16 protein-coding genes are annotated in these 15,453 nt (G+C 61.4%); 8 read left to right on the forward strand and 8 right to left on the reverse strand.

Features of this window, described 5'->3' with window-relative positions:
• The first annotated feature begins 85 nt into the window (after positions 1–85).
• The 5 genes from pcnB to panC all read left to right on the forward strand — a co-directional run bounded on the left by pcnB (position 86) and on the right by panC (position 4,387).
• Positions 86–1,420 (forward strand): polynucleotide adenylyltransferase PcnB, encoded by a 1,335-nt coding sequence (gene pcnB / locus RRB22_08425; protein MDT8384426.1) that lies wholly within the window; start codon positions 86–88, stop codon positions 1,418–1,420.
• Positions 1,420–1,953, forward strand: coding sequence for a 2-amino-4-hydroxy-6-hydroxymethyldihydropteridine diphosphokinase (gene folK, locus RRB22_08430; GenBank protein ID MDT8384427.1), 534 nt, complete (start codon positions 1,420–1,422; stop codon positions 1,951–1,953). Before pcnB ends, folK begins: the two co-directional genes overlap by 1 nt.
• Positions 1,954–1,970: 17 nt before the next feature.
• Entirely contained in the window at positions 1,971–2,624 is a 654-nt protein-coding gene (locus tag RRB22_08435; protein ID MDT8384428.1) for a deoxynucleoside kinase, read from the forward strand.
• Between the two features lie 85 nt (positions 2,625–2,709).
• A complete protein-coding gene (panB, locus tag RRB22_08440; protein MDT8384429.1) occupies positions 2,710–3,504 on the forward strand; it encodes a 3-methyl-2-oxobutanoate hydroxymethyltransferase in 795 nt (264 codons plus the stop codon).
• A 16-nt stretch (positions 3,505–3,520) separates the two neighbouring features.
• Positions 3,521–4,387: a pantoate--beta-alanine ligase gene (panC, locus tag RRB22_08445; GenBank protein MDT8384430.1), complete on the forward strand. Its 867-nt coding sequence runs from the start codon at positions 3,521–3,523 to the stop codon at positions 4,385–4,387.
• Positions 4,388–4,439: 52 nt separating this feature from the next.
• On the opposite strand, the gene arfB is transcribed toward panC, so the two are convergent.
• A complete protein-coding gene (gene arfB, locus RRB22_08450) occupies positions 4,440–4,856 on the reverse strand; it encodes an alternative ribosome rescue aminoacyl-tRNA hydrolase ArfB (protein MDT8384431.1) in 417 nt (138 codons plus the stop codon).
• Positions 4,857–5,049: 193 nt separating this feature from the next.
• The gene (locus RRB22_08455) at positions 5,050–6,522 is read right to left on the reverse strand and encodes a 2Fe-2S iron-sulfur cluster-binding protein (GenBank protein ID MDT8384432.1); all 1,473 of its coding nucleotides are present in this window, start codon (positions 6,520–6,522) and stop codon (positions 5,050–5,052) included.
• A gap of 226 nt (positions 6,523–6,748) precedes the next feature.
• On the opposite strand from RRB22_08455, the gene RRB22_08460 reads away from it, so the two are divergent.
• The gene (locus RRB22_08460) at positions 6,749–7,135 is read left to right on the forward strand and encodes a PilZ domain-containing protein (GenBank protein ID MDT8384433.1); all 387 of its coding nucleotides are present in this window, start codon (positions 6,749–6,751) and stop codon (positions 7,133–7,135) included.
• Here RRB22_08460 and RRB22_08465 read toward each other — a convergent pair whose 3' ends face one another.
• The 6 genes from RRB22_08465 to RRB22_08490 form a co-directional block, all read right to left on the reverse strand.
• Positions 7,136–8,335 carry an ABC transporter permease gene (locus tag RRB22_08465; protein MDT8384434.1) on the reverse strand — a complete coding sequence of 400 codons (1,200 nt, stop codon included), beginning with the start codon at positions 8,333–8,335 and terminating at the stop codon, positions 7,136–7,138.
• A gap of 30 nt (positions 8,336–8,365) precedes the next feature.
• Positions 8,366–9,574, reverse strand: a complete 1,209-nt coding sequence (locus RRB22_08470) for an ABC transporter permease (protein ID MDT8384435.1) — start codon at positions 9,572–9,574, stop codon at positions 8,366–8,368.
• On the reverse strand, positions 9,571–10,275 hold the full coding sequence (locus tag RRB22_08475) for an ABC transporter ATP-binding protein (protein ID MDT8384436.1): 705 nt from the start codon (positions 10,273–10,275) through the stop codon (positions 9,571–9,573). The genes RRB22_08470 and RRB22_08475 overlap by 4 nt, the downstream gene beginning before the upstream one ends.
• Positions 10,272–11,450 carry an efflux RND transporter periplasmic adaptor subunit gene (locus RRB22_08480; protein MDT8384437.1) on the reverse strand — a complete coding sequence of 393 codons (1,179 nt, stop codon included), beginning with the start codon at positions 11,448–11,450 and terminating at the stop codon, positions 10,272–10,274. Before RRB22_08480 ends, RRB22_08475 begins: the two co-directional genes overlap by 4 nt.
• 305 nt (positions 11,451–11,755) lie before the next feature.
• A complete protein-coding gene (locus RRB22_08485; protein ID MDT8384438.1) occupies positions 11,756–12,484 on the reverse strand; it encodes a hypothetical protein in 729 nt (242 codons plus the stop codon).
• Positions 12,485–12,492: 8 nt separating this feature from the next.
• The gene (locus tag RRB22_08490; GenBank protein ID MDT8384439.1) at positions 12,493–13,452 is read right to left on the reverse strand and encodes a LysR family transcriptional regulator; all 960 of its coding nucleotides are present in this window, start codon (positions 13,450–13,452) and stop codon (positions 12,493–12,495) included.
• 400 nt (positions 13,453–13,852) lie between these two features.
• Between RRB22_08490 and RRB22_08495 the strand changes: the two genes are divergently transcribed.
• Positions 13,853–14,569: a pirin family protein gene (locus RRB22_08495; protein ID MDT8384440.1), complete on the forward strand. Its 717-nt coding sequence runs from the start codon at positions 13,853–13,855 to the stop codon at positions 14,567–14,569.
• Positions 14,570–14,631: 62 nt separating this feature from the next.
• Positions 14,632–15,246: a nitroreductase family protein gene (locus RRB22_08500; protein ID MDT8384441.1), complete on the forward strand. Its 615-nt coding sequence runs from the start codon at positions 14,632–14,634 to the stop codon at positions 15,244–15,246.
• Positions 15,247–15,453 lie beyond the last annotated feature (207 nt).

Below are 15,453 nucleotides of genomic sequence, written 5' to 3' on the forward strand. Positions count from 1 at the left end.
GCATGGACTACAGATTTCTCCAGCCGAAAGCCGAGAGAGGTGGTATTATACGCGCCATTACAGATTGCTCAAGAACGATTATCCATTGACTATAGAACTGACAGACAAACCCGGCTCCCCTCGCATCATCTCCCGGCCGGAGCACATCATTACCCGCGCGAATATTAATGAGGCGGCGCTGAAGGTGCTGTACCGGCTCAGGGCGGCGGGCTTCCAGGCCTTCCTGGTGGGCGGCGGGGTGCGGGATCTGCTGCTGGGACGGGAGCCCAAGGATTTTGATGTGGCCACCGACGCCCACCCCGAGGCGGTCAACGAGCTGTTTCGCAACAGCCGCCTGATCGGCCGCCGTTTCAAGTTGGTGCATGTGCGCTTCGGCCGCGAGATCATCGAGGTCGCCACCTTCCGCGGCACCCACGAGGAAGAAAACACCGAGCAGGGCCGTATTGAAGACGGCATGATTCTGCGCGACAACGTCTACGGCAGCCTGGAAGAGGATGCCTGGCGTCGCGATTTCACCATCAACTCCCTGTACTACGACATCAGCGACTTCTCCGTGGTGGATTACACCGGCGGTCTCGACGACCTGGAAAACGGCCTGCTGCGCATCATCGGTGACGCCCGTCAGCGTTATCAGGAAGACCCGGTGCGGATGCTGCGTGCGGTACGCTTTGCCGCCAAGCTGGGTTTCCGTATCCATGCCGACTCCGAGTTACCCCTGACCGAACTGGGTGAGCGCCTGGAGGCCGTGCCACCGGCGCGCCTGTTCGATGAGATCCTCAAGCTGTTCATGACCGGTTATGCACTGGAGACCTTCGAGCTGCTGCGCCACTACGACCTGTTCCGTTATCTGTTCGAGATGACCGATGACGCGCTGTCTCGACAGGAGCACGGCTTTCCACACATGCTGGTGTCCAGGGGTCTGTTTAACACCGACGAGCGGGTGTCCGCCGGCAAGCCCGTTACCCCGGCCTTCCTGTTTGCCATCTTGCTGTGGGAGCCGGTGCGCGAGCAGGCCCTCGCCCTGCAGGCCGAGGGCGTCAGTGAGATCCAGTCACTGCAGATCGCCAGTGAGTCGGTGATCGCCGCGCAGGTGCAGCGCGTCGCCCTGCCCAAACGCTTCAGCCTGCAGACGCGTGAGATCTGGGTGATGCAGGCGCGACTGAAACGCCGTAATGGCAAGCGGGCGGAGCGCCTGTTCGAACAGACCCGCTTTCGCGCCGCGTACGATTTCCTGCTGCTGCGCGCAGAGTCGGGTGAAGACGAGCTCAAACCGCTGGCGGACTGGTGGACGCAGTACCAGGAACTCAATACCGACAGCCGCGCCAGCCTGGCGCAGCAGGCGCCAACCTCCCCCGCAGAACCGGCCACCAAAAAGCGTCGTCGTCGGCGCAGAAAACCCAGCCAGGGCAACGCCGGATAGTGGTCATCGCTTACGTGGGGCTGGGCAGCAATCTGGACCGGCCCGCAACCCAGGTACAGGAGGCGCTGGCAGAATTGCAGACCCTGCCGCAGAGCCGCTGCCTGGCCCACTCCTCCCTGTATCGCAGTAAGCCGATGGTTGCCGCGGGCGACAGCGCCGAGGACCAGGCCGACTATATCAATGCCGTCGCCGCCCTGGAAACCGCCCTGCCGCCCGCCGTGCTGCTGACCGAACTACAACACCTGGAGGCCCTGCACCAGCGTATACGCACCCGGCGCTGGGGCCCGCGGACCCTGGATCTTGACCTGCTGCTGTACGCCGACTGGCGCATCAATACCCCCACACTGACCGTCCCCCACCCGGGACTGTATGAACGCAACTTCGTCCTGTATCCTCTGGCCGAGGTCGTGGACGAGCTCGCGGCCGGGATCGCCACCGAGCCGACGGAGCGTCTGCAGATCCCCGGTCGGGGAACCCTGGCCAGCCTGCTGGCGAGCTGTCCGCGCAACGGACTGGAAAAACTAAATCACTAACAAGAGTTAGACCTACCATGAGTTCTGGGGAAATCCCGCGTTATATTGTCATCGAAGGGCCGATCGGGGTGGGTAAGACCAGCCTCGCCACACGGCTGGCGGGCGATTTTGGTGGCGAACTGCTGCTGGAGGGGGCGGAAGAAAATCCCTTTCTGGAACGTTTTTATCGCAACCCCCGCCACGCGGCCCTGCCCACCCAGCTGTTTTTCCTGTTTCAACGCGCCCAGCAAATCCAGGCGCTGCGCCAGTCGGACATGTTTGCGCCGGTACGGGTAGCGGACTTCATCCTGGAAAAGGATCGTCTGTTTGCCCAGCTCACCCTGGACGACCATGAACTGAAACTTTATGAACAGGTCTATGACAATATCACTGTCGATGCCCCGCAGCCGGACCTGGTGATCTACCTGCAGGCCCCCGTGGATGTGCTGCTGAACCGGGTGCAAAAGCGCGGCCGGGATTACGAACGCTTTATCGAAACCAACTATCTGCAACGCCTGGTCGAGGCCTATACCCGGTTCTTCTATCACTACACGGCAACGCCGCTGTTGATCGTCAACGCCGCCGACATCGACCTGGTGAACAACGATCAGGATTACAAATTGTTGCTGGATCGCCTGAGTAAATCCATCAGTGGCCGGCACTATTTTAATCCCGGATCCTTTGATCTCTGACGCCGGAAAACGGCCGTTATTTTCAGGCCGGCGTTTCGATACAGCGATCTAAACACAAAACATCCACCCAACTGAGGATGCCTGCATGAGCCGCATCACTACCTCTACTCTGCGCAACATGAAACAGGCCGGTGAAAAGATCACCTGCCTCACCGCCTATGACGCCAGCTTCGCCCAGATCCTTGAACAGGAGGGCGTGGAAATCCTGCTGGTGGGAGACTCCCTGGGCATGGTGATCCAGGGCCATGACAGCACCCTGCCTGTGAAGCTGGGCGACATGATCTACCACACCCAGACGGTGCGTGCCGTCAACAACCGGGCCCTGGTGATGGCCGACATGCCATTCATGACCTACGCCAGCCCGATGCAGGCACTGGCCAGTGCCGGTCGACTGATGAAAGAGGGGGGCGCACACATGGTGAAGCTGGAAGGCGGCGCGCCCATGGTGGAAACGGTGCGTCACTTGGCCGAACATGGCATTCCGGTGTGCGCCCATCTGGGCCTGTTGCCGCAGTCGGTCAACAAACTGGGCGGATACAAGGTGCAGGGCCGTAATGAAAAAGAGGCGCAGGCGATGCTGAACGATGCGCGCGCGATGGAAGATGCCGGGGCCGACATCTTGTTGTTAGAGTGTGTGCCGGCATTGCTGGCGGCGGAGATTACCGCCGCCGTCGAGGTGCCGGTGATTGGCATCGGCGCCGGGCCGCAGTGTGATGCGCAGGTGCTGGTGCTGTATGACATGCTGGGCATCACGCCGGGCAAGCGGCCGCGTTTCTCCCGGGATTTTCTCCAGCAGTCCGGCGACATCCGTGGCGCCGTGCGCGCCTATGTGCAGGCGGTGAAAGATGGCAGTTTCCCCGCCGAAGAGCACTGCTTTTAGACAGGATCATCCCCTGATGAAAACGATCGAGACGATTGCCGAGCTGCGCGCCACGCTCGCCCAATGGCGACAGGCCGGCGAGCGTGTGGCACTGGTGCCCACCATGGGCAATCTACATGCCGGACATTTGCAGTTGGTCGAAAAGGCGCGGGCCGAGGCTGAACGGGTGGTGGTAAGTATTTTTGTCAATCCCCTGCAGTTTGGCGATGCCGGCGGCGGTGACTTTGACCGTTACCCGCGCACCTTCAGCGAAGACCGCCGCAAACTCTCCATGCTTGACGCTGCCCCTGATGCACTGTTTTCCCCCTCGGTCGCCGAGGTCTATCCCGGCGGCTTTGAACAGGAGACCCGGGTCGAAGTCCCCGTGATATCCAACATGCTGTGTGGCGCATTTCGGCCGGGCCATTTTGTGGGGGTCGCGACCATCGTCGCCAAGCTGTTCAATATGGTCCAGCCGGATGTCGCCCTATTTGGCGAGAAGGACTATCAGCAGTTACAGGTGATCCGTCGTCTGGCCGCCGACCTGTGTTTCCCCGTCGAGATCATCGGCCTGCCCACGGTGCGGGAACAAAGTGGCCTGGCCATGAGTTCGCGCAATCAGTATCTCTCTGCGGAGGAGCGTGAACATGCCGCCGTGCTGTATCAAACCCTGCTCCGGGCACAACAGCAAATAGCCTCCGGTGATAGAGACCTCGCGGCAATTCAGGCGCAGGCCAGTGCGCGTCTGAGTGAGGCCGGGTTTCGGCCGGAATATGTCGAGCTGCGACGCCAGCAGGACTTGCTGCCTGCCAGTGATCAGGATCGTGAGCTGGTGATGCTGGTCGCGGCCTGGCTGGGCGAGGCGCGCCTTATCGACAATATTCTGCTGACTATTGCGGAATAAGACCGGCCGTTCTGGCTCCACGTCACGTAGCGGCCTTGACCGCGCCCCGTTATTAATCCTCGATCCGTCCCCGCAGCGCCTTGGTCTTGCCACGCTGCGTCTTGCTGTCCATGCGTCGCTGCCGGGAGCCCTTGGTGGGCTGGGTAGGGCGTCTGGGTTTTTGCGTCGCGGCGACACTCTGGATCAACTCCCGCAGGCGTTCGAGGGCATCCTCGCGGTTTTTTTCCTGGGTGCGAAAGCGCTGTGCCTTGATGACAATCACCCCCTCCTTGCTGATCCGCCGGTCGGACAGATTCAGTAAGCGGCTCTTGTAGAAATCGGGCAGGGAGGCGGCATTGATGTCAAATCGCAGGTGAATCGCCGAGGCGACCTTGTTGACGTTCTGCCCGCCGGCGCCCTGCGCCCGAATCGCCGTGAGTTCGATCTCCTCCTCGGGGATGGAGACATTCTGGGAAATCTTTAGCGCCACCGTGGGTTCCTTCCTTTTATCTGCTTCGCTGTTTTACTAACAAGGCGCATGGAAAGGATACCCTTCAATCAAGACCGTCAGCAGCAGGGATGCTGCTGTCGAGCGTACATGGATGTAATTTCAGCGTGTCTTGATTGAAGGGTATCCTTTTCATGTGACTCAATAGTATCTAGGGGGCCTTGACCGCAGTGGTTCAGTCATCAATGGCCGTGGTGATCAGCTGGGCCTTGGGCAGGCCCGCCGCCAGCAGCCGGTTTGCGGCCTGCTCGACAAGATGCCCGGGTCCGGCGATATACACGTCGGCTGCGTCAAGCGCGGTCGGCTGGCCCAGCAGCTGTTCAACACCATCTCCGGCTCCACCTTCGGCGCCATCTTCGGCAACAACAGGATGATAGTGAAAGTCCTCCAGGGCGTCGTCCCAGGCCCGACACAGATTATGCAGATACAGGTCTTCTTTTCGCTCGACGACCCAGAACAGATCCATGCTGGCGGGGATCTCCAGCGCCATGGCGTGTTCGATGAGGCTCTTGATCGGCGCAAAACCCGCGCCATAGGCAAGGTAGCGCTGTGGACGTTGCGACTCGTGGTTAAACAGAAAACTGCCATGTGGCCCGGTGAGGGTGACCTCGTCTGTCTTTTTGAGGTTATTTGATACTGCCGTGACAAAGGGCGAGTCGTTATCGCAGGGGATATGAAACAGAAGATTGCGGTCATCGCAGGGGCAGCTGGCAATGGCAAGCTCCGCGCTGAGGTTGTCGCCCAGTGTCAGGGTCACGGATTGACCGGCCAGGAATCGCAGTCGCTGTATGCGCGGCGTCTGCAGGTGCATGATGAGTATCTTGTCGGTGGGCCGGCTAATGCCCTTCACCCGGGTGACGATTTCCTGGCTGGGGATGTCGCTTTCGTCGCTGGCCTCCAGGGCCTCGAGCACCACATCCGTCACTGCTGTGCAGGAGCACATCAGCACGTACTGCATGTTTTTTTCGGCCTCGCTGAGCACGTAGTCGTGCTGGCGTGTCTTTTTGACCTCACCGCTGATCACGCGCGCCTTACACAGTCCGCAGTTGCCATTGGTGCAGCCATAGTTCAGCGCCAGCCCGGAGCGTATGCCGGCGTCCAGGATGGAATTGTTGCCCTCCAACCAGAACTCATGATTGCTGGGCTGGATTTTGATGTGTGCAGCCATAATGCGCAGTACCGTATCGTTGGCGAATAGATCGTTGCGGGGATCATTGGGTGTTGCCGGTTCCGACAGGATGCCCACTGTCCAGTGCAATAAACCGTCGATGGCCTTTTTGCTGGGCGCCTCGCCGAGGTCACGCAGGCGCAGGCTGATCTGTTCCAGAATGGTCTGGTATTGTGCCAGGTGGGCACGGGTGGCGGCCAGTTCCCGTCCCAGTTCTGCAACGCGTTCCGTCAGTACATCGGCGCTGGGCAACAGGTGCTCGCGTACCCGTCGGGCAAAGGCATGTTTTTTGATGTACTGGACCCGTTCATATTCGGAGTCATGTTGCAGTTCGGTATCAGGGAACAGCGCCAACAGATCATCGATGCGAATCTTGCCCTCGAAGGTGGCGAGCTTCTGGTCGTGAATTTTACGCTGTAGTGTGCCGCGTGACACGCCGATCAGGCGCGCGGCACGGAACACAGGAATAAGTTGGGGCATGCCCGATGGACCTCAAGTGCTAATGCAACATGTTTAATGTAAAGGATTAGAAACTAGCCGCCCGCTGGCGTAAAGGCAAGGGCTGTGGGCGCATCGTCACATCGCTGTCCTGTTCTGTAAACCGCTGAACTGTGCGCGAGTCGCTGCATTTTTTGTCTCAGCGGACGATATTGTTACCGCCATAGAAGGAGGTATTCATGGGGGCATCAATGGAGCATTACAGATTATGAAATCAACGCGTCGTCGAAGGAAACTCGCCCGTTACGGCGTCGGCAGCCTGCACGCCCGCCTGCACCGTACCCGCCTGCTGGGCCTGATCGCCGATCAGGTGCAGGTCACTCCCCTCAATTTTAATGCGACGGGGCTGGCGTTTCGGCATTCACAACCACTCATCCCCGGGCAGCCCGTGGTGTTTGAGCTGAGCAAGGACCAGCACACGGCGGCCTCGGTGGTGGGTATTGTGCGTTACGCCACGCGCATGGAAAACCATTACCGCTGTGGCGTGGAATTTGATTTTGAGGCCAACGAGCACATGCGTTCCGCGCAGCTACGGGAGACCCTGGCGGTGATCGAGGGACTCCTGCACGGCGTGGTCAATCTCACCACCGCGTAGTCACTCGGCACGCAAGGCCTCCACCGGATCCAGCCGCGCCGCGCGCTGGGCCGGCACCACGCCGGCCAGCAGACCGATCATCACCGCCAGCGCCTCCGCCGCGACCACATACACCCAGGGGGTATGCACCGGCAGGCCGGGCAACGCCAGGGTCAGCAACTGCGCACCTCCCACCCCCAGTAGCAGGCCGACGATGCCGCCGATACCTGCCAGCACCGCGGCCTCCCCCAGAAACAGCGAACCGACCTGCTGACGCTCGGCGCCCAGCGCCCGCAACAGGCCGATCTCCCCGGTGCGTTCGTTGGTGGCGATGGTCATGATGGTGAAGATGCCGATGCCGCCCACCAGCAGTGAAATACTGCCCAGTGCCGCCACCGCGAAGGTCAGCACATTGAGCACATTGCCCAGCACCTCCATCATCTGCTCCTGGGTGGTGATGGTGAAATCCTCCCGGCCGTGGCGATTGATGAGGATGCGTTTGATCGCCGCGACCACCTCATCGACATCGGCGCCTTCCTCATACAGCACATCGATCTCCATCAGCCCCTCGCGATTGAACAGCGACAGGGCGCGCGCGGCAGGGATGTACACCGTGTCATCCAGATCCATGCCCAGCACCTGACCCTTGCTCTCCATCACCCCGACGATGCGATAGCGCTCGCCGCCGACGCGGATGTGTTCGCCCAGCGGATTGGTGGTGCCAAACAGCTCCCGCTGCAGGGTGCTGCCCAGCACCGCAAAGGCGCGCGGCGTGCGCGGGTCATCCTGCGGCAGGAACTGCCCCAGCCGCACGCGCATGGAAAAGGCCTCGGGCATATCGGGCCCCATGCCAAACACGGTGGTGCGGCGGGTCTTGTTGGCCACCTTCACCTCGGCATTGCCCTGGGTCGCCGCCACTACGGTACGGGCGCGCGGCACCCGCCGCAGGGCCTCGGCATCCTCGATGCTGAGCGGCCGCACCGTGCCCATGATGCCCATCGGCGTACCGAGGGTGGTGGACTTGCCGGGATTGATACCGATCAGGGTGGTGCCGAACTGGGTGAATTCGCTGAGCACAAAACGGTGGATGCCCTCCCCGATGGAGGTCAGCAACACCACTGCACCGATGCCCACGGCAATGCCCAGAATCGTCAGCCCGCTGCGCATGCGGTGGGCAACAATCGATGAGCCGGTGAGCTGGATGTGATCTCGAAGGAGCATGGATTCTAACGCTGAGTAGTCACTGTCGCGTCAGTGCCGCGCCAGTGCCTGCACCGGGTCCAGCCGGGCCGCACGCCGGGCCGGCAACAGTGAAAACAACAGGCCCGTGCCCAGCGCCACGCCGATGGAGGCGACAAAGGCCCACCAGGGTGCGCCCACCGGCAGGGCCGGATAAAAATAGCCGATCACCCCGTTACCGAGCTGGCCGATCAGCACTCCCAGCCCGGCGCCCAGCATCGACAACAGGGCGGCCTCGGTCATGATCAACTGCACGATCTGTCGCCGGGGCGCCCCCAGCGCCTTCAAAAGACCGATCTCCGTGGTACGCTGCGACACCGCCACCAGCATCACGTTCATGATCAGGATACCGGCGACGGCCAGACTGATGCTGGCGATACCGGCCACGGTGAGGGTGAGCGCGTTGAACACCCTGTCGAAAGTGTCAAGCACCGCATCCTGGGTGATGATAGTGACGTCCTCCTCGCCCTGATGCCGTTCGCGCAGGGTGTTGCGGACATGTTCGATGGCGCGCGGCAGCGCCTCGCGGCTGCGGGCGTCCACCAGGATGCGAAACAGCGAGGCGGTGTTAAACAGCATCTGTGCCGCGGCGACCGGGATGAAGGCGACGTTTGCAGTGTCGATGTCAAAGGTGCGCCCCTCCGAGGCCATGATGCCGATCACCCGAAAGCGTCGGTCACCGATGCGCACCCATTCACCCAGCGCATTTTGCGCGCCAAACAGATCCTGCTTGAGCTCGCCGCCCAGCACCGTCACAAAATCGGCGCGGTCGATGTCGCCCTCCGGCAGGAAACGACCGCGGGTCAGCTCGAGGTGTCGCACCTTCATCAGCGCCGCGCTTGAACCGACAATGGTGATGTCGCGTTCCAGCCCCCTGGCGGAGATCGGCGCGGCGCCGACATTAATCGGCGCCATGTGTCGGACCAGCGACGAGCGCGAGACGGCCAGGGCGTCGTTGAGGGTGAGGTCGCGCGGGGTGTCGGTAAAAAATCCGGCCGGGCCACCGCCGATGGTCTCGGACTTTCCCGGCAGGACAATGATCAGGTTGGTGCCCAGGGAGGAGAACTCGCCGGTGACGTAGCGCCTGGCCGCCTCCCCCAGCGAGGTCAGCACCAGCACCGAGGCGACGCCGATGCTCATCGCCAGCAGCATCAGCAGGGTACGGGTGCGATAGCCACGCAGGGCGTCGAAGGCAAAGCGGGTGGCGTCGCGCACTTTCACCCGACTGTCTCCGCAGGGTGCTGTTGTGTCGTGTCACTCTCGATCGCGCCGTCCACCATGTGCAGGCGTCGGTGGGCGCGCCGGCCCAGCGACTCGTCATGCGTGACCACCAGCAGGGTGAGCCCGTTGGCGTTGAGCTGTTCGAGGATCTTCACCACCTCGATACCGGAGCTGCTGTCGAGATTGCCGGTCGGCTCATCCGCCAGGATCAGCGCCGGGTTGATGACCGTGGCCCGGGCGATGGCGACACGCTGCCGCTGGCCGCCGGAGAGCTGGTCGGGGCGGTGATGGGCGCGATCGGCGATATCCATCTGTTCCAGCGCCAGCTGCACCTTCTGGCTGCGCTGTTGTTCATCCATGCCGGCCAGCACCAGCGGCAGGGCGATGTTCTGCGCGGCGGTAAGGCGCGGCACCAGATGAAAGAACTGGAAGACAAAGCCGATCTTTTCGCGTCGCATGCGCGCCTGCTGATGATCGGAGAGGGTGGTGACGTCCTGGCCGTCTAACTGGTAGTGTCCATCAGTGGGTTGGTCAAGCAGGCCAATCATGTTCAGCAGGGTCGATTTTCCCGAGCCCGACGGGCCCATGATGGAGATGTATTCCCCGGCCTCAACCGTCAGGTTGATATCGCGCAGGGCATGTACCTGCTGGTCGCCAACCTGAAACACGCGTTGAATATTGTCTAACTGGATAATGCTCATTCCAGTTTCGCCAGCGCGCCATCCTCCACGCCTTCCCGGTCGACGCTGGTCACCACCTGCTCGCCCAGTTCAAGCCCGCTGCGAACCTCGGTCAATTTCCAGTTAGCTATGCCGATCTCAATGTTGCGCGCGTGCAACTTCTGGTCCGCGGCGGAAAATACCAGCACGCGATTGCCCTCCATCACTGCCTCGGTGGGGATGTACAGCACATCGTCACGGGTCTCAAGGATGATCTCCAGATCGGCGCTGTAACCGGCCAGCAGCGTGTCGAAATCCTGGGGATGGACGAATTCGGCCTCCACATCGACGGTACGGGCCTGCTTTTCGTATTCCAGTACATAGGGCGCAATTCGCCGCACCCGGCCCTCAAAACTCTGATTGGAGAAGGCGTCCAGGGTGATGCGCGCCGGCTGCCCCAGCTGCACCTTGGCGGCGTCGACCTCATCGATGGGCGCGGAGATATACAGGCACTGGGTGTCGATGATATCCACCGCCGGCAGGGTGGGGATGCCGGGCGGCGAGGGGGTGACAAACTCGCCCAGCTCACCGTTGATCTCGGCCACCGTGCCATCAAACGGGGCGAGCAGTATCGTGCGTTGCAGATTTTTGTTGGCGACATCAATCCGGGCCTGGGCCACACGCCGGGACTCCTGGGTCGCCTCGCAGGCGGCGGCGCGGGCCCGGGCGTTGCCCGCCGCCCGCTCGTAGTCATCCTCGGAGGCAAGGTTTTGCTGGCGCAGGCTTTTCAGCCGGTTGGCCTCGTGGCGGGCCACCTCGGCGGTGGTGCAGGCCTCCCTGGCCCGCGCCGCCGCTGCCGCCGCCTCGCGCTCTGCCAGTGTCACCTGGGCGGTGAGATCTTGATTCCACAGGGCTAACAATAACTGGCCAGTTTTGACCTGGTCCCCCTGTTTGATGGGCAGCTCGGCGATAAGGCCGCCAACGGAGGGGGTGAGTCTGGCGCGGCGGCAGGCCTCGACGCTGCCGGCCCGGGTATTGGCCACGCTGGACTGGATACTGCCCCGTTCCACCGTCTGGACCCTCACCAGCACCGGGTTGGGTCGCGACCAGTACCAGGCCAGGGCGATGGCAATGGCGATAAGCGCGCTAATAATCAGCAGCCGGCGCAGGCGATGAGTCATCTTGTGGTCCTGTTGCTGTAGGCCGTGGTCAGACACGGCATTCTTCTACCAACAGTGTAGCGCAGGCGGCGTTAACAGTGACAGGCTCCTAGTGTGGTGCTTCATATAAAACGCACACTCAGACGAGATAGACTTGAGGTGGGCCCTAAAGATTCTATCTCGCCCTGCGGGAAGCCACTCAAGGCGCGATTGCCGCGTCGCCTAAAGCGCCTACTGTTGGTGCAGACCTTGGAAAGGTAGCCGACATTCCCGGCGGTCTGCGCCTCGCCTAAAGCGCCTACTGTTGGTGCACTCGCGCCTTGAGTGGCTTTCTAAATGCACGTTTTATATGAAGCACCACACTAGCGGTTGAGTGAGAGAAGCGTCTCTGTGACGAACGCGCTGACGGTTTTTATGATTTTGTCGAGCGTTTCGCCCAGCGTTGTCCCTAGCGTTTCCCTCAGTGTTTCGGCGATCGCCCCCAGCGTTGCGCCGAGGCCGGCAAAGTACTCGGTGAAAAACAGCAGGTAGCCCGCCCCGGTGAGCAGCACAACCAGCAGCACCAGCAGCGCATTCTGTCGCCAGTGGGAGGAGGGTGGCACAAAAACGGCCTCGGCCTCGGCCGGGCGCACGGCCTCGTCCACAGCGGTGTCAATGGACTGTTGTTTTGTGCCCTCGATGTTGAGCCCGGACATGCCGAGATCCTGGTATTTTTTCAACAGCGCCTTGAGCTCGGTGGCTGCCTGGGCGTCGGCGGGGCGCGGGTCACTGGCGGCAGTCCAGCCGGCGTGGTAGACCTTTTCGATCAGCACATAGCGTTTATACAGCCGGGCGTTGGATTCGATCATGCCGGCGGCGCGCTCGTCGCTGAGCCCAAAGCGGTCGATCAGCAGGCGGCGCAATACGGGCAGGTAGATCTTCTTCGGCGTGTCTGCGCGCCGGGCAATGGCGATGGCGGCGCCGGTAAAAAACACCGTGCTCAGCAACAGCTGTACCGTGGAGGCGTGGATGTCGCGCATCGACACCCCGCTGAGCTGGTGCTCGGCAAACTGTTGCAAATGGTTGGCAAAGGGGCGGGTATCGGTATTCACACCCGGAATTAGCGGCTCTGGAAAAGGCGAGCTTGAATCCCGGGTGTCGACAGCTGTTCGATAAACCACTGTAGCGCCTTGCCGTGATTGTCGCTGCGCCACACGGCGTAGACGCGCGGGGTGTTGGTGACGCCCTGCACGGATTTAACCACGAGTTGCTGCCGGGCGATGGCCTCGCGCAGCCAGTGCTGCGGCAGATAGCCCACCCCCAGTCCCTGGATCTGCGCCTCCAGCTTGCATTGCATGTTCGGCACGGTGAGCACCGGCTGGCCGGTCAGCAGGCCGATGCTGCGGGGCGGCAGCTCGCGCGAACTGTCGGCTACCGCCACCGCGCGGTATTGCAAAATCTCGCTGCTGCTGATCGGCTCCGGCATCGCCGCCAGCGGATGGTCGACGGCCACCGCAAACTGCATCTCGAACTCACCCAGCAACAGGCTGCTGTAACCGCCATCGGCCGGGCCATCACCACTGGCGCCGATCACTAGATCCGCGCGGTTGGAGATCAGCGCGTCCCAGCTGCCACCGAGCACCTCCTCCTGTAACTGGATCTGTGTGCCCTTGTGGGTGAAATGGGGCCGGTCATCCGCAGGGCTGCCGTCGCTCGCCGAGGCCTGCTGGATGAAAAACGTCTCCACCAGGGGCAACAGGGTGGTGATAGGGAAGATGGTATCCACCGCAATGCGCAGCCCGGATTCCCAACCGGTGGCGATGCGTTTGACCTGGCCCTCCAGCTCATGCGCCGCGGTCAGTAACTGTCGGCCCTCCTCCAGCAGGGTGCGGCCCGCCGGGGTCAGTACCGCGCGATGCCCGGCGCGGTTAAACAGCGCCACATCCAGGTCCTGTTCCAGCTTCTGCATGGTGTAACTGATGGCCGAGGGCACCCGGAACAGCTCCTCGGCAGCGGCGGCAAAACTGCCGCAGCGGTCAATGGCATCCAGCACGTTGAGGGCGTCGAGGGTCAGTTTCATGGTGCGGTTTCCTGGGTGAGCCTGTCATTTGTCGATGGTTGGTCGATCGGTTGGCGCGTCGGTATACAGCCGGTTTTATTGGTCAGATATTTTGAGCGAGTCCGGCAAAATGTTCTGCTTTTATCGCCTGCCGGGCCCACTATACTCGTGTTCATGTCACGGCTTTATACCGCTTTTCCTACGGTTATTTGTATGCGGTTAATGCAGCCGCCGGCCTGCTGTATCGCTATGCAATGAATCTGAACCGATGTTGCCCCGAGCGGCGAAAATAGCACAAAGCCCGGCCCGTGTGTTGGGGAAGTATTGAGAGCGGTGTTGAGAAAAGGATTGAGAAAAGAGTTGAGGGCGTATCAAGAGAATCTGTTGCAAGCCGTATCGCGCACAAGAGAGGAGATAGAAGATGTTACAGCTCAGGCCGTCACAGCAGCGGGGAATCGGGGAACACGGTGGCTGGCTGCGCAGCCGTCACAGCTTCTCTTTCGCCGATTATGTGGACCCGCAGCACATGGGCTTTTCCGCGCTGCGGGTAATCAACGACGATGAGGTCGCGCCTGGCGCGGGATTTCCCCAGCATGCACACCGCGACATGGAGATCATCAGCGTGGTGTTGCAGGGCAGCCTTGAACACAGGGACAGCATGGGCCACGTCAGCCGGCTGCACGCCGGTGAGGTGCAGCGCATGAGCGCCGGCACCGGCATCACCCACAGCGAATACAATCCCTCGCCGGATGAGCCGCTGCGCTTTCTACAGATCTGGATCGTACCCGACCGCCCCGGCATCACCCCCAGTTACGAACAGCGTAGCCTGCCGGATACCATATCCGAGCCGCTGACCCTGCTGGCCTCCGCCGATGGACAAGCGGGCGCGATGCGGCTGCAACAGGATGCCCGGCTGTATTTTGGCCGCCTGGCTGGCGGCGCCTCCGTGCAGCGCCGCCTTGATCCGGCGCGAAAATATTATCTGTACGTGATCCAGGCCGGACTACAGGCCAACCGGCAGGTGCTAAACACCGGTGATGCAGTGTCTATAGTAGAAGAGAGCAAGCTGAACCTGGTGAATGAACTGCCGACCGACAGCAACACGCAAACCGAATTTCTTTTTTTTGATCTGCCCTAAACGCCGGCCACAGCGATCATCGGTCCGAGCAGAGAACGACCCCATATTTTCAGGAGAACATGATGCCAAACAAACCCGCCAACAGTGCCGCACCCATCCATGAGCTCATTGCCCAGCGCTGGAGTCCACGGGCCTTTGACGCCGACCAGACCCTCAACCCACAACAGCTGCTCAGCCTGATCGAGGCCGCACGCTGGGCGCCCTCCTGCTTCGGCGAAGAGCCATGGCGGTACATTGTGTGTGACCGCGCCCAGGACAGCATCGCCTGGGAAAAATTACGCGCCTGCCTCACCGAAAGAAATCAACTGTGGGCCGGCAACGCGCCGGTGCTGTTACTGGCCACCAGCGCACCGCTCTTCAGCCACAACGACAAACCCAACCGCTGGAAACAGTACGACACCGGCGCCGCCAGCGAAAACCTGTGCCTGCAGGCCGCCGCCATGGGACTACAGGCGCATCAAATGGGCGGCTTCGACGTGGATAAAACCCGCGCCAGCTTCGGCATACCCGAGAGCGTCGACCTCATGGCCGTCATCGCCGTAGGCTACGCCGGCCCGCTGGATAGCCTGCACGAGGATTTCCATGAAGCAGAACTCGCAGCGCGGGCACGCAAAGCCATCGGCGAACGCTTCTTTGCCGGCCAGTGGGGTGTAGCATACAAAGGAGATGCGAAGTAAACCCTTGTAGGTCTGGATAGCAGGTAGGGTGGGCACTTTTTGTGCCCACGCGGACCAGATTGAAGTCGAAAATCAACGGACGTGGTAAGAGGCATTAATAATCCGCGTGGGCAAACCAAAAAGACGGGTTGCCCACCCTGCATAGCTATAATCCTGAATCCGTAACTTAAAGCCCACCAACAAAGCATTTGATGCCGTATTTTGCAG

The organism is Gammaproteobacteria bacterium, assembly GCA_032250735.1.
GTDB lineage: Bacteria > Pseudomonadota > Gammaproteobacteria > SZUA-152 > SZUA-152 > SZUA-152.

What these genes read in the sequence shown, in the direction of transcription:
- RRB22_08460 (MDT8384433.1), top strand. Translation starts at nt 6,749, where the DNA reads ATGAAATCAACGCGTCGTCGAAGGAAACTCGCCCGTTACGGCGTCGGC.
- panC (MDT8384430.1), top strand. Translation starts at nt 3,521, where the DNA reads ATGAAAACGATCGAGACGATTGCCGAGCTGCGCGCCACGCTCGCCCAA.
- RRB22_08500 (MDT8384441.1), top strand. Translation starts at nt 14,632, where the DNA reads ATGCCAAACAAACCCGCCAACAGTGCCGCACCCATCCATGAGCTCATT.
- panB (MDT8384429.1), top strand. Translation starts at nt 2,710, where the DNA reads ATGAGCCGCATCACTACCTCTACTCTGCGCAACATGAAACAGGCCGGT.
- RRB22_08465 (MDT8384434.1), bottom strand. Translation starts at nt 8,335, where the DNA reads ATGCTCCTTCGAGATCACATCCAGCTCACCGGCTCATCGATTGTTGCC.
- RRB22_08435 (MDT8384428.1), top strand. Translation starts at nt 1,971, where the DNA reads ATGAGTTCTGGGGAAATCCCGCGTTATATTGTCATCGAAGGGCCGATC.
- RRB22_08490 (MDT8384439.1), bottom strand. Translation starts at nt 13,452, where the DNA reads ATGAAACTGACCCTCGACGCCCTCAACGTGCTGGATGCCATTGACCGC.
- RRB22_08455 (MDT8384432.1), bottom strand. Translation starts at nt 6,522, where the DNA reads ATGCCCCAACTTATTCCTGTGTTCCGTGCCGCGCGCCTGATCGGCGTG.
- RRB22_08495 (MDT8384440.1), top strand. Translation starts at nt 13,853, where the DNA reads ATGTTACAGCTCAGGCCGTCACAGCAGCGGGGAATCGGGGAACACGGT.
- RRB22_08475 (MDT8384436.1), bottom strand. Translation starts at nt 10,275, where the DNA reads ATGAGCATTATCCAGTTAGACAATATTCAACGCGTGTTTCAGGTTGGC.